Consider the following 12507-nt stretch of genomic DNA (forward strand, 5'->3'; position numbering starts at 1 on the left):
GGAGCAGGCAATGCGTTGCCTGTTCACAGATAGCTAAATGCTCAGGAATCCCATGTCGGATCGTTACGAACTCTTCCTTACTTGCCCAAAAGGCCTTGAAGGTCTGCTCCTTGAGGAGGCTATCGGCCTTGGCCTTGAGGAAGCCCGCGAGCACACCTCGGCCATCCGAGGCATGGCAACCATGGAGACGGCCTACCGCCTGTGCCTGTGGTCGCGCTTGGCCAACCGGGTGCTATTGGTCCTCAAGCGTTTCCCGATGAAGGATGCGCAAGACCTGTACCACGGTGTGCTGGACGTTGAATGGCAGGACCATATGGTCCCGGATGGCACCCTGGCCGTTGAATTCAGCGGTCACGGCTCGGGTATCGACAACACTCACTTTGGTGCGTTGAAGGTCAAGGACGCCATCGTCGACAAGTTGCGCACGCCGAGCGGCGAGCGTCCTTCCATCGACAAGCTCAGCCCCGACCTGCGCATCCACTTGCGCCTTGACCGTGGCGAAGCCATTTTGTCGCTGGACTTGTCGGGCAGTAGCTTGCACCAGCGCGGCTACCGTCTGCAGCAGGGCGCGGCACCGCTGAAGGAAAACCTGGCGGCCGCCATTCTGATTCGCGCGGGCTGGCCGCGTATGGCTGCCGAAGGCGCTGCCTTGGCTGACCCGATGTGCGGTGTGGGGACATTCCTGGTCGAGGGTGCGATGATCGCCGCCGACATGGCCCCGAACCTCAATCGTATCCACTGGGGGTTCGATGCCTGGCTCGGCCATATCCCCGCGGTCTGGAAAAAGCTCTATGACGAAGCCACCGAGCGCGCTGAAATTGGCATGGCCAAGCCACCGCTGTGGATTCGCGGCTATGAAGCCGACCCGCGGCTGATTCAGCCTGCGCGCAACAACATTGAGCGTGCCGGGCTGAGCCACTGGATCAAAATCTACCAGGGTGAAGTGGCGACCTTTGAGCCGCGCCCAGATCAGAACCAAAAAGGCCTGGTCATCTGCAACCCGCCCTACGGCGAGCGGTTGGGTGACGAAGCGAGCCTGCTGTACCTCTATCAGAACCTGGGTGAGCGTTTGCGCCAGGCCTGTCTGAACTGGGAAGCGGCGGTCTTTACCGGTGCCCCGGACCTGGGCAAGCGCATGGGGATTCGCAGCCACAAGCAGTACTCGTTCTGGAACGGCGCGTTGCCCTGCAAGCTGTTGCTGATCAAAGTACTCCCGGATCAGTTCGTCACCGGCGAGCGCCGCACGCCTGAGCAGCGTCAGGCCGAGCGCGAGCAGGCCGAATCGGATCTGCCTTCCAACATCGAAGCGCCCACCCAGTACGAGAAGTTCAACAAGAACGGCAACCCGATCAAGCCAGCCCCGGTGGTGATCGAGCAACCGCGCTTGAGTGAAGGCGGGCAGATGTTTGCCAACCGGCTACAGAAGAACCTCAAGGCATTGGGCAAGTGGGTCAAGCGAGAGGGCGTTGATTGCTATCGTGTCTACGATGCCGACATGCCTGAGTACTCGATGGCCATCGACCTGTATCACGACTGGGTTCACGTTCAGGAGTATGCAGCGCCGAAATCCATTGACCCGGAAAAAGCCTCAGCCCGTATGTTCGATGCACTGGCGGCCATTCCGCAGGCGCTGAACATCGACAAGAGCCGCGTGATCGTCAAGCGTCGTGAGCGCCAGAGCGGCACCAAGCAGTACGAGCGCCAAAGTGCCCAAGGCAAGTTCACCGAGGTTAATGAGGGCGGCGTTAAGCTGCTGGTTAATCTCACGGATTATCTGGACACCGGGCTGTTCCTCGATCACCGCCCGATGCGCATGCGCATTCAGAAAGAGGCGGCTGGCAAACGCTTCCTCAACCTGTATTGCTACACCGCAACCGCCAGTGTGCACGCGGCCAAAGGCGGCGCTCGCAGTACAACCAGCGTTGACCTGTCGAAAACCTACCTGGATTGGGCGCGTCGCAACCTGTCGCTTAACGGCTTTTCGGACAAGAACCGCCTGGAACAGGGCGACGTGATGGTCTGGCTGGATGCCTGTCGTGAAGAGTACGACCTGATCTTTATCGACCCGCCGACGTTCTCCAACTCCAAGCGCATGGAAGGCATCTTCGATGTGCAGCGCGACCACGTGCAATTGCTCGACCTGGCCATGGCGCGCCTGGCACCGGGTGGCGTGCTCTACTTCTCCAACAACTTCCGCAAATTCATCCTGGATGAACACCTGGAAGCGCGTTACGCGGTAGAAGAGATCACGGCCAGCACCCTCGATCCGGATTTTGCGCGTAACAGCAAAATCCACCGTGCGTGGAAAATCACCGCCCGGTAAAACCGATAATGCAACGGTAGGAGCTTGCTCGCGATCTTTTAAAATCAAAAGATCGCGAGCAATCGAGCCGCGACTGGCAGCCCCTGCAGAGGACCACAAAAAAACGCCCCCGATCTTACGGTCGGGGGCGTTTTTTTAGGGGCTGGAAAAAGCTTACTGTGCGATAGACACCGCGGTGTTATTCAACGGCGGCTGGCGATACAGGTCGAGCAATACTTGGTCGAGGATCGAGGACGCACCCCACGGACGTGGGTCGTTGAGGATCGCGACCACGGCCCAGGTGTTGCCGTTGACGTCGCGGCTAAAGCCGGCAATCGCCCGCACGGTGTTCAGGGTGCCGGTTTTGACGTGGGCCTGGCCGTTCATGGCAGTGGTTTTCAGGCGCTTGCGCATGGTGCCGTCCTTGCCGGCAATCGGCATGGAGCTGATGAACTCGGCAGCATAGGGGCTTTTCCAGGCGGCCTGGAGCATCTGTGCCATTTCCCGTGCGCTCACGCGCTCGGCGCGGGACAGACCGGAACCGTTCTCCATCACCAGGTGCGGGGCAGTGATGCCTTTTTTGGCCAGCCATTGGCGCACCACGCGCTGAGCGGCCTTGGCGTCGTCACCGTCGGCATCGTTGCGAAACTGCGCCCCCAGGCTCAGGAACAGCTGCTGGGCCATGGTGTTGTTACTGTATTTGTTGATATCGCGAATGATCTCGGCCAGGTCGGGGGAGAACGCACGGGCCAGCAATTTGGCATTTTTGGGGACATTGGCCTGACGGGTCTGGCCCTGAATGCTACCGCCCAGTTCTTGCCAGATGGCGCGCACGGCACCGGCGGTATAGGTCGGGTGGTCCAGCAGCGACAGGTAAGTCTGAGAGTTACAGCCGTCGGCCAATTGACCGCTCACCGTGACCAGCACAGAGCCATCGGCCTGCGGGACCGGGTTGTAGCGCACATCGCCGGTGCATTGTTTGGTGTTGACGGCCTTGACCTGGTTGTCGATCCGGATGCTGGCAATGGGCGGTTCAACCGAGATCAGGACTTTACCGCCGTCGTTGCGCGCCACGAAGCGCAAGGCCTTGAGGTTGACCAGCAATGCGTCGGGTTTGACCAGGAACGGTTTGTTCTTGTCGTTGCCGTCGTCATTGAATTCAGGGAGTACGGGTTGCTCGAAGAAGCCGCGGTCCAGCACCAGGTCGCCGGTGATCTGCTGCACGCCGTTGGCCCTTAAATCACGCATGAGCAGCCACAGCTTTTCCATGTTGAGCTTGGGATCACCGCCGCCCTTGAGGTACAGGTTGCCCTGCAGGATGCCATTGTTGAGGGTACCGTCGGTGTAGAACTCGGTTTTCCACTGGTGAGTGGGGCCGAGCATTTCGAGGGCCGCGTAGGTCGTTACCAGCTTCATGGTCGAGGCCGGGTTCATGGAGACATCGGCATTGAACACGGTTGGCGTGCCTGGGCCGGTGAGCGGGATCATCACCAGGGACAAGGCATCGTCTTGTAGCTTGTTGGTTTTGAGGGCTTGCTGAACCTTGGGGGAAAGCGTGGTATTGACGGCGGCGTTGGCGCCAAAGGCGAGCGGCAAAAACAGGCTGGCCAGTAACAATGGTCGTAAAGATTTGATCATCTGAAGTAAAACCCTGCGGGCGAGGGGAAAATAAGAAGGCGTGGAAGAAAAGCCCTCGATGGTCACAAAATAGTCGTCATTATGCCCCAAGGCCAGTGGGCTTGTGCATGGGCGTGCCAGAGGGATTGTGCGTTTAAATGCAAAAAACGCTTAACCGTTCACAGGGAACCGGGCAATGAGCGCTATAAACGGCAAAAGTGGCCGCTGAAGGGGAGGGAGTATGACGGGAGGCCGCCAAGGGCGTTGGCTCAGGCCTTAAACAAAAAGGGCCATCACGATGGATGGCCCTTTGAACATCAAGCTACCGGATTGATCGGCTTTTCCGGGTACCAAACGTCCAGCAGCGGGCTGACTTCAACGCTGGTCAGCTCAGTGCGTGCCTTCAGCCAGGCTTCAACGCCAGCGCGTTGTTCAGCGCTGACCGAGCCGCGCTTCTGCAGGCAAACCAGACCGTAGTCGTCGCCGCCAACATAGCCCAGGCCATTGGCTTCCATCGCTTCTTTCAGGAAAGCGTCGAGGAATGCATCGATTGCCTCGTCAGCCAAGTCTTCCTTGAAGTCAAGGTTCAGTTCGAAGCCCAATTCCTGGAACTCGTCTACACAGAGTTTTTTGCGCAGACGCTGGGAGCGGTTAGTGGCCATGAAACAATCCTCAAAAGTAATATCGCGGCGCATCTTACCAGTTAAGCCGTGCGCCTGCCTGATTGAGTGAGGCTGCTCCGACGAGTGAGTCAAACCGTTGAAGGCCTTGAGGTCGGGGGGGGGGGCGTCATCCTGCGGCACTCTGAGGAACGGCGCGAAATTGTGAGGTGGCGGCTGGCCCATGAACATCACCCAAAGCCCAGTTACGTTACTGCTGCGATGCAGGGCGCGCCGCTACCTCGTGAGATGAACCGGAGTTAAAAATGATTCGATATCCGCATTCGCCGTTACAAAACCCCGCGTTGCATCTGTCCAACCTGCAGGTCATCACCGGGGCGCGGGTAAGGCGCATTCTGATCAATCAAGGCCGCGCAACGGGCGTGGAATACAGCCTCGGGCGGGGGCCATCAACTCGCCCCGGTTGATTGGGGGTTATCCGCCGCTGCGTTAAACGGTCGTTATGAAAAGACCTGACGAGTGATCGTCAGGTCTTTTTTGTGTGCGCGAAATACTCTTTAAAGCGAGTTTTCCTGCTTTGCGATTTCTCAAAAGTCCACAAAGTGTGGTAGACCCGTGTTGATTAACACGTTGCTAAAACACGCGTATTTGTAACTGTTTATGAGGCGTTCTGAACGTCACCTATAATCGAGGGGCGATAATAAATGATGATTTCGATTTAAGTTCTTTTACTCCGCCCTAAAGCTCAACGCGGTGGCGGAGTTGTACCTATAAAATCAAGGCTCTTTAAAGCCTGGCTTTCCGTTAGCGGCGCGCCATTGTTTTATTTTGGCTAAAATAGCCTCTGGGGTAGCCTCTTGGTCAGAAGCTGCATAATAAATTAAGTCTGATCCTTCTGGGTGTTCTGTTAAGCGCTCAAACTCCAAGACCATCTTTATGTCGTCGTCTTCAGTGCGTAAACTGCTATCACACAGCGAAATCAAAAAGTCTAAAAATTCTTTTTCTGTGTAGTCAGTGATTTTATTTTTCATAAACTAATTGCCCCGCTCTGTGTATTTTTTTGTGATGCCTTGGAGTTGTAATTGTCATATTATCTACATCATAAACGCCACCGCCCTGTGAAATATAAATTTTGTGATGAAGCTCAAATTTCATAGCAGTGCCTGCACGTTCTACAACATTTACGAATGGTGACTTGCCATTAGCCATTGCTGATAAATTCTGCCTTATGAACTGCTTGGACAACTCAGGATCATTCGCCACCGCCTTCCAAAACGCCTCTCTAAACGCTCTGAAATTTCTGAACTCCCGCCCCTGAAGCAGATCTGCAATCTGTGACGGAACAGGTGCGCCTTCACCGTGTGAGGCTGCCCCTAACGCTGACTCTTTCAACTCCGCAATAAAAAGCGAAGCTGCAAGGCTTCGCTTTTGTGTGCTCGCGCAAGGTCAGTCCTGGCCGCCCAGATGATTGTGGCCTTATCGCCGGTCATGTATTCGCGCACTTGTTGTGGCAGCGACTGATCGCTGGACAGCAGCACGGTAGCATTGCGCAGGTGATGGCTGCGGATCAGGTATTTTATATAATCGAGGGGCGATAATAAATGATGATTTTGATTTAAGTTATTTAACTCCGCCCTAAAGCTCAACGCGGTGGCGGAGTTATACCTAAAAATCAAGGCTCCTTAAAGCCTGGTTTTCCGTTAGCGGCGCGCCATTGTTTTACTTCTCTCACGATTCCCTCGGGGCTGTCATCCCTGCGTTCATCAGGGTAATAAATCAAATCTGAGCCACTGGGATGCTCGGTAAGCCTCTTGAACTCAAGCACAGCACAAATATGATCCTCCTCACTCGGATATAAATGCTTATCGCAATTACAAATACTACGTACCCACTCAAGAAAATCTGCTTCGGTGTAATCAGAAATGCTCTGCTTCACATTAATTTCCTCCGCGATGAATTTCAATATGCAAATTCGGCGTAACCACTACTAAGTTATCAATATCATATACACCACCGCCATCTGCAATTCGAATGCTGTGATGAATTTCAAACGTCACTCGCCCACCTGTGTGATCTCGATCTCGAACATAAGCCGTGCGACCATTCCTAACCCCCCTCGACACTCCCTGAGTTGAGCTGTAACGCCGCAAAAAAAGCGAAGCTCCAAGGCTTCGCTTTTGTGTGCTCGCGCAAGGTCAGTCTTGGCTGCCCCAGATGATTGTGGCCTTATCGCCGGTCATGTTTTCGCGCATTTGCTGTGGCAGCGACTGATCGCTGGGCAGCAGCACGGTGGCTTCCCACACCTTTGGCGGGTGGAAGCGTTCACTGTTTGGCGACCTGCATGTGTATGGCCCGGATGGCGTGCGCTTTTACACCCGCTGTAAACCATCATGCAGCGCTGGCCATCGGCAAATGTACGTAAAGGCGCTGAGTTCTCCATGCCCCCCCTGACGTAACAACCCCCCGCACAGGATGGGCCGTCGCGTGCTTCACCGGCGGCTTCATTCGTGGTGGTGTTGAATCAAGGTGCGTCAGATAGCGTCCGTAAGGTTGAGCGCGATGCACTGGCATTGCGGACGCTAACTTAAAACCCTCAAGCCTAAGCTAATTCCAAAATAGTATTTATTTTGTATTTTTAAGATCGTTTAGCTTTATAGCCATGGAGAGCGCCACGCATGTTGATGTGGGCGCTTTTTTTTGCATCGGGCTAACTGTGTTCAGGTCATGGTCTGAGGCTTAACTTTATTAGAGCCTGTAGGCGAGGCGCATTCCCGCAGTAACGGGCGGTGCGCCGGGAGTACCTGTGTCAGTCATTCAACCTCTTTTGGCCGCAGACTCGATTGAGTCGCCACCAGGGCCTCTTCAGCCAGTCACTGGCCGCCCCCATGACGGCGATGTGGTGCTTGAGCTGCGCCATGTCACCAAGACCTACCCGCGCAAAATAGGGCCGCCGGCGTCGCCCGCTGTCAGTGATGTCAGCTTGAAAGTACGCCGGGGTGAAGTTTTGTGCCTGATGGGCACTTCAGGCAGCGGTAAATCAACGCTGCTGCGCCATATCAACCGGTTGATCGAGCCCACCAGCGGCGAGGTGCTGATTGACGGGCAAGCCATCAGCGGCTTGAGCCACTCTGCTTTGCGTGCGCTGAGGTCGCGGCGTATCGGCATGGTGTTTCAGCATTTTGGCCTGCTGGCGCATCGTACGATCCTGGACAATGTCGCGCTGCCCCTGGAACTGCGCGGCGAGCCCGAGGCCATTCGCCATGCGGCGGCCGCTGAGCAGTTGCGCGCGGTCGGCCTGGATGGCTGGGGGGATCACTATCCCCACGAACTGTCCGGCGGCATGCAGCAGCGGGTGGGATTTGCCCGCGCGCTGGTGACCCAGCCCGACATTCTGCTGATGGACGAGCCGTTCAGTGCGCTGGACCCGACCATTCGCCGCGACCTGCAAAGCCACTTTCTGAACCTGGCCCGCGAACGGGGTATCAGCACATTGCTGGTTACCCATGACCCGGCCGAGGCCCTGCGCTTGGCGGACCGCATCGCGGTGCTGCGCCTGGGGCGTCTGGTGCAAGTGGGCACGCCAGAAGAGCTGCTTGAGCAACCGGCCGATGCTGAAGTGGCGGATTTCTTCCGCGATTGCAAACCCACGGCGGCACCGCTGCACAGCGCCGTCACGGTGGGGACTGCAACACCACAACACGCCCCGCGTGAAGTGCCTGACTATCGTGGTTTACCCCTTTGGCAAGCCCTGTTGCTGGGGCCGGCGGCCTTGGCCGCACGGGGGCGGGGCGGTGCGTTCTGGCTGACGTTTGCCGCTGAGCTCGGCGCGTTGGCGTTGCTGGGCCAAGGGCTGGCCGGTGCATCATTACTGGCGGTATTCGCGGCCGTACTGCTGTTTGCGGCCAGCCGCTTCAGCGCACACGTGCTGACGCGCCAACCCGTGCGGCACGAGCATTCGGGCTGGGGCTTGCCGCTGGCACTGCTGCTGGTGAGTCAGGCGTTGGTGATCTGGCGTGTCATCACCCCTGACATCAGCAGCGCGTTGCTGCAATTTCCGGATAACCGCCAGGTTCTGCTGCTCGTGGCGGACAGCATCGACCAGTTTATCGGCTGGTCTCAGGTGACCTTTGAAAGCGCGTTTGTGGGCGTGATCGTTGCTGTGCGTACCGTCATCGAAGGGATCGAGAACCTGCTCGGCTGGCTGCCCTGGCCGGTGTCGGCGCTGGCGCTGGTGTTTCTCGCCTGGCGTTCAGCGGGCCCGTGGCTGGCGGTGGCCAGCGCGGCAGCCCTGTTGTACATCGGCGTATTCGGTTTTTGGGAGCGCACCATCGCCACCCTGGCACTGGTGGGTTCGTCGGTGCTGATAGCCCTCGTTATCGGCGTGCCCACTGGCATTTTGCTGGCAAAACGGCCACTGGCGCGTCGCATTATCACGCCGTTGCTGGATGTGATGCAGACCCTGCCGACCTTTGTTTACTTGATCCCGGCTGTGGCGTTTTTCTCGGTCGGTAAAACCCCGGCTGTCATCGCGACGGTGATTTTTGCCCTGGCCCCGATGATCCGCCTGACCTGCCTGGGCATCCAGGAAGTGCCCAAGGATGCGGTCGAGGCGGCCGTCGCACACGGTGCCAGCCCTTGGCAAACCCTGATCAAGGTGCAGTTGCCTCTGGCCCGTCGCTCACTGCTGCTGGGCATCAACCAAACCCTGGTTATGAGCCTGTCGATGGTGGTGGTGGCGGCCCTGATCGGCGCAGGCGGCCTGGGCTATGACGTGATGACGGCGCTGCGCAACATCAAGGGCGGCGAAGGCATTCTTGCGGGGGTGGCCATTGTGCTGTGCGCGCTCATACCCGATCGAATCATTCAATCGAGCTTGCGCAAGCAAGATCACTTGTACAACAAACAGTGAGATTTACCGTGAAAACATCATTTGCTCTGCCCTTGGGCGCGGCCGCACTGCTGGCCTCCCTGATTCTCCCGGCAACCGTGCTGGCCAAGGACAAAATCGTCATTGGTGAGCAAAACTGGACGGGTGCCATTGCGATTCAACACATTCTGGGCGAGGTGATCAAAACCCGTCTCGACGGCGACGTGTCGTACCTCGCCGGGGATGTCCCAGTGCTGCTCAGCGCGGCCGCCAAGGGCGATGGCACGGTCGATGTGCTGACCGATATCTGGATGCCCAACCAGTCGGCCGCCTGGGCCAAGTACGTGACGGGCGGCACTAAATCGCTGGTGCCGAACGCTCAGCCGTATGTGGGCGAGCAGGGCTTCTATATTCCGGGCTACTTGCAGGACAAGTACGGGGTCAAGTCCGTCTATGACCTGAAAAAACCTGAAATCGCCAAACTCTTCGAACCGCTGGGCGGCGGCAAGGCGCAGTTGCTTGTCGGGCCTGCGGGCTGGGAATCGACCTACATCGGTGAGATCAAGTCCAAGGACTATGGCTTCGCCGACAAGTTTGAGTCTGTGTCCACCGAGGCATCAGTGACCTACGCCAAGCTGGCCGCCGCTTACAAGGGGCAGCGCGGCGTGGTGTTCTACGCCTACACGCCGGACTGGATTTTCTCGGCTTATGACCTGCGCCGCTTGGAAGAGCCCGCATTTGACGGTTATGCCCAGGACAACAAAAAAGGCGATCCGCTGTACAAGGCTGACGGTTGCTGGAAGTTTGTCAGCCCCACGGTAGACCCGGACTGGTTGAACAAGAGCCAGATCACCTGCCACTACCCGGATGCCAAGGTTTACGTGCTGGCCTCTGCCTCCTTGCAGAAACGCGCGCCGAAAATCGCTGAGTTCCTGCATAACTTCAGCATTGCTCCGGCACAACTCAATGACTTGATCCTGAAGATCGAGAAGGAAAAACAACCCGCTGATGTCGCGGCCAAAGCGTGGGTTGAGGCGAACGGTGCCACGGTTGATGAGTGGCTGGCAGGCCCCGCTGTAAAAGTGAGTGCCGCACAATGAGTGGCCATACTTTGCGTCTACTCGACGGCGGCATGGGGCGCGAGCTGAAGCGCATCGGAGCACCGTTTCGTCAACCCGAATGGTCGGCGCTCGCGCTGATCGAAGCGCCGGAATTTGTGCGTCAGGCGCATCAGGCCTTTATCGATGCTGGGGCCGGGATCGTCACCACCAACAGCTACGCGGTGGTGCCGTTTCATATCGGTGAAGAGCGTTTTGCCAAGCAGGGGCGCGTGCTGGCCGAGCGGGCTGGACGTCTGGCTCGTGAGGCGGCGTCTTCGGTGGTCGAGCCGGTCACGGTAGCCGGTTCGTTGCCGCCGGCCCTGGGCTCTTATCGGCCGGATTTGTTTGACTATCAACGCTCGGTGGCGATCCATCGCGAGTTGATCGCCGGGTTACAGCCCCATGTTGATGTGTGGCTGGCGGAAACCCAAAGCTCCATCGCTGAAGTGCAGGCGGTGGCCGAAGCGCTCGACCAACAGGATAAGCCGCTGTGGGTGTCGTACACGTTGCTGGATGAAGTGGACGAGCCACCACGGTTGCGCTCCACGGAATCAGTGGCTGAGGCCGTGGAGGCCGCCGTCGGCTTGGGAGCCTCGGCCGTGCTGTTCAATTGCAGCCAGCCGGAAGTGATGGCGGCGGCCCTGGTCGAAGCACGCGAGGTGATTCAGCGCCTTGGCCGGGCCGTTGAGCTTGGGGTGTATGCGAATGCTTTTCCTCCGATGAGTGCCGAGGCCGAGGCCAACAGTACCTTGCTGGAGATCCGTAGCGATCTGGGGCCAGAGTCCTATTTGCACTGGTCACGGTCGTGGGTGGCCGCCGGGGCCAGTATTGTGGGCGGATGCTGTGGCATCGGGCCTGAACATATCGCGCAGTTGCACACGCACCTGCTGCCAGGCAATAAAGGTGTCAGCGCATGACGGATATCGAACAAGCAGTGAGCGAGCAGGCAACGTTTGGCGCGGGGTGTTTCTGGGGCGCGGAAGCGTCATTTCGGGCATTGCCGGGCGTACTGGACACGCGGGTGGGCTTTGCTCACCCCGCCAATGACGACTCGGTGCTGATTGAAGTGGTGCAGGTGGATTTCGATGCGCGGGTGATCCCGTACAGCCGTTTGATCGAACACTTCTGGACGCTGCACGATCCAACCTCCGTCGACCGTCAAGGCGCGGATGTTGGCGTCAAATACCGTTCGGCTTTGCTCTATCGCACTGAAGAGCAGGCGCAAGCGGCAGAAGCCGCCAAACAGAAACTGCAGGCTTCAGGGCAACTGAGCCGGCCAGTCGTGACCGTGGTGGTGCCGTTGGGTGAGTTTCAACTGGCGGATGAAGAACACCAGCAATACGTTGAAAAACACGGCGTCAGCTGTTCCATTTAAGTGTTCCTCGCGGCCCCTGCAGTGTGATGCTGCGGGGCCACGCCGGGCCTAAGGTTTGATGGCGGCTTGCCACAAAATCTCGGCAATAGTCTGACGTTTGGCGATCAATCGAGCAGCGACAAAGAGCAGGTCGGACAATCGGTTGATGTAGGCCAAGCCCACACCTGACATGGGCTCCACTGCATTCAGGTGTTGGCAACGACGCTCGGCACTCCGGGCCAGGCTGCGGCACACATGGGCTTGTGCGATCAGGCTCGATCCACCGGGCAGGATAAAGTTTTCCAACGGGCCCAACTCTTCGTTCCAGTGGTCAATCGCGGCTTCCAGTCGCTCGATTTCAAGCGTGTTCAGCGCTTGATAAGCCGGCATCGCCAACTCACCGCCCAAGTCAAACAAGCGGTGCTGACAGGGCTCAAGCACCTCAATCAATTCACCGAGCCCCGGGCAGGTGACGCGTTGTTCGTTCAGCCCGGCCAATAACAGGCCCAATTGACTGTTGAGCGTATCCACTTCACCGATGGCTTCGATTCTTGGATGGTCCTTGGGTACGCGGCGGCCATCGCCCAGGCCGGTTTCGCCTTTATCGCCGGTGCGGGTATAAATTTTCGATAAGCGAAAGCCCATGT

14 protein-coding genes and 1 pseudogene are annotated in these 12507 nt (G+C 57.9%); 7 read left to right on the top strand and 8 right to left on the bottom strand.

Going from position 1 to position 12507, the window contains the following annotated elements:
• Nucleotides 1–52: 52 nt before the first annotated feature.
• On the top strand, nucleotides 53–2323 hold the full coding sequence (rlmKL, locus tag Q1W15_RS13440; protein WP_300729258.1) for a bifunctional 23S rRNA (guanine(2069)-N(7))-methyltransferase RlmK/23S rRNA (guanine(2445)-N(2))-methyltransferase RlmL: 2271 nt from the start codon (nucleotides 53–55) through the stop codon (nucleotides 2321–2323).
• A gap of 153 nt (nucleotides 2324–2476) precedes the next feature.
• Here the strand turns inward: rlmKL and dacB are convergent, their stop codons facing one another.
• Together dacB and Q1W15_RS13450 are read right to left on the bottom strand one after the other, a co-directional pair.
• The gene (dacB, locus tag Q1W15_RS13445) at nucleotides 2477–3940 is read right to left on the bottom strand and encodes a D-alanyl-D-alanine carboxypeptidase/D-alanyl-D-alanine-endopeptidase (RefSeq protein WP_300729261.1); all 1464 of its coding nucleotides are present in this window, start codon (nucleotides 3938–3940) and stop codon (nucleotides 2477–2479) included.
• Nucleotides 3941–4236: 296 nt separating this feature from the next.
• On the bottom strand, nucleotides 4237–4581 hold the full coding sequence (locus Q1W15_RS13450) for a YggL family protein (RefSeq protein ID WP_300729264.1): 345 nt from the start codon (nucleotides 4579–4581) through the stop codon (nucleotides 4237–4239).
• Nucleotides 4582–4844: 263 nt separating this feature from the next.
• Between Q1W15_RS13450 and Q1W15_RS13455 the strand changes: the two genes are divergently transcribed.
• On the top strand, nucleotides 4845–5006 hold the full coding sequence (locus Q1W15_RS13455; RefSeq protein ID WP_300729266.1) for a GMC family oxidoreductase N-terminal domain-containing protein: 162 nt from the start codon (nucleotides 4845–4847) through the stop codon (nucleotides 5004–5006).
• Nucleotides 5007–5315: 309 nt separating this feature from the next.
• On the opposite strand, the gene Q1W15_RS13460 is transcribed toward Q1W15_RS13455, so the two are convergent.
• Genes Q1W15_RS13460 through Q1W15_RS24555 form a run of 5 tightly spaced genes read right to left on the bottom strand, consistent with a single transcriptional unit; the run spans nucleotide 5316 to nucleotide 6662 of the window.
• Nucleotides 5316–5570: a bacteriocin immunity protein gene (locus tag Q1W15_RS13460; RefSeq protein ID WP_300729269.1), complete on the bottom strand. Its 255-nt coding sequence runs from the start codon at nucleotides 5568–5570 to the stop codon at nucleotides 5316–5318.
• Nucleotides 5560–5931: an HNH endonuclease signature motif containing protein gene (locus Q1W15_RS13465; RefSeq protein WP_300729271.1), complete on the bottom strand. Its 372-nt coding sequence runs from the start codon at nucleotides 5929–5931 to the stop codon at nucleotides 5560–5562. Before Q1W15_RS13465 ends, Q1W15_RS13460 begins: the two co-directional genes overlap by 11 nt.
• Nucleotides 5928–6215, bottom strand: coding sequence for a hypothetical protein (locus Q1W15_RS13470; RefSeq protein ID WP_300729274.1), 288 nt, complete (start codon nucleotides 6213–6215; stop codon nucleotides 5928–5930). Before Q1W15_RS13470 ends, Q1W15_RS13465 begins: the two co-directional genes overlap by 4 nt.
• Complete coding sequence (locus Q1W15_RS13475; RefSeq protein ID WP_367280638.1) at nucleotides 6212–6475, bottom strand: bacteriocin immunity protein; 264 nt, start codon at nucleotides 6473–6475, stop codon at nucleotides 6212–6214. The genes Q1W15_RS13470 and Q1W15_RS13475 overlap by 4 nt, the downstream gene beginning before the upstream one ends.
• A gap of 1 nt (nucleotide 6476) precedes the next feature.
• Complete coding sequence (locus Q1W15_RS24555) at nucleotides 6477–6662, bottom strand: HNH endonuclease signature motif containing protein (protein ID WP_367280639.1); 186 nt, start codon at nucleotides 6660–6662, stop codon at nucleotides 6477–6479.
• Nucleotides 6663–6828: 166 nt separating this feature from the next.
• Between Q1W15_RS24555 and Q1W15_RS13485 the strand changes: the two are divergent.
• The 5 genes and pseudogenes from Q1W15_RS13485 to msrA all read left to right on the top strand — a co-directional run.
• Nucleotides 6829–6995, top strand: a pseudogene (locus Q1W15_RS13485) (methylmalonate-semialdehyde dehydrogenase (CoA acylating)); the annotation flags it as partial.
• A 383-nt stretch (nucleotides 6996–7378) separates the two neighbouring features.
• A complete protein-coding gene (locus Q1W15_RS13490) occupies nucleotides 7379–9448 on the top strand; it encodes an ATP-binding cassette domain-containing protein (protein WP_300729356.1) in 2070 nt (689 codons plus the stop codon).
• 32 nt (nucleotides 9449–9480) lie between these two features.
• Entirely contained in the window at nucleotides 9481–10506 is a 1026-nt protein-coding gene (locus Q1W15_RS13495; RefSeq protein WP_300729359.1) for a glycine betaine ABC transporter substrate-binding protein, read from the top strand.
• Nucleotides 10503–11423, top strand: a complete 921-nt coding sequence (locus tag Q1W15_RS13500; protein WP_300729277.1) for a homocysteine S-methyltransferase family protein — start codon at nucleotides 10503–10505, stop codon at nucleotides 11421–11423. Before Q1W15_RS13495 ends, Q1W15_RS13500 begins: the two co-directional genes overlap by 4 nt.
• Nucleotides 11420–11881 (top strand): peptide-methionine (S)-S-oxide reductase MsrA, encoded by a 462-nt coding sequence (msrA, locus tag Q1W15_RS13505; RefSeq protein WP_300729280.1) that lies wholly within the window; start codon nucleotides 11420–11422, stop codon nucleotides 11879–11881. Before Q1W15_RS13500 ends, msrA begins: the two co-directional genes overlap by 4 nt.
• A 48-nt stretch (nucleotides 11882–11929) precedes the next feature.
• On the opposite strand, the gene Q1W15_RS13510 is transcribed toward msrA, so the two are convergent.
• Entirely contained in the window at nucleotides 11930–12505 is a 576-nt protein-coding gene (locus Q1W15_RS13510; RefSeq protein ID WP_300729283.1) for a cob(I)yrinic acid a,c-diamide adenosyltransferase, read from the bottom strand.
• Nucleotides 12506–12507 lie beyond the last annotated feature (2 nt).

Source organism: Pseudomonas sp. (genome assembly GCF_030150285.1).
In the GTDB taxonomy this organism is placed as follows: Bacteria; Pseudomonadota; Gammaproteobacteria; order Pseudomonadales; family Pseudomonadaceae; genus Aquipseudomonas.

Bases quoted from the DNA above. Each gene is read 5' to 3' on its own strand.
- Q1W15_RS13460 (WP_300729269.1), bottom strand. From the start codon at position 5,570: ATGAAAAATAAAATCACTGACTACACAGAAAAAGAATTTTTAGACTTT.
- dacB (WP_300729261.1), bottom strand. From the start codon at position 3,940: ATGATCAAATCTTTACGACCATTGTTACTGGCCAGCCTGTTTTTGCCG.
- Q1W15_RS13510 (WP_300729283.1), bottom strand. From the start codon at position 12,505: ATGGGCTTTCGCTTATCGAAAATTTATACCCGCACCGGCGATAAAGGC.
- Q1W15_RS13455 (WP_300729266.1), top strand. From the start codon at position 4,845: ATGATTCGATATCCGCATTCGCCGTTACAAAACCCCGCGTTGCATCTG.
- Q1W15_RS13450 (WP_300729264.1), bottom strand. From the start codon at position 4,581: ATGGCCACTAACCGCTCCCAGCGTCTGCGCAAAAAACTCTGTGTAGAC.
- msrA (WP_300729280.1), top strand. From the start codon at position 11,420: ATGACGGATATCGAACAAGCAGTGAGCGAGCAGGCAACGTTTGGCGCG.
- Q1W15_RS13500 (WP_300729277.1), top strand. From the start codon at position 10,503: ATGAGTGGCCATACTTTGCGTCTACTCGACGGCGGCATGGGGCGCGAG.
- rlmKL (WP_300729258.1), top strand. From the start codon at position 53: ATGTCGGATCGTTACGAACTCTTCCTTACTTGCCCAAAAGGCCTTGAA.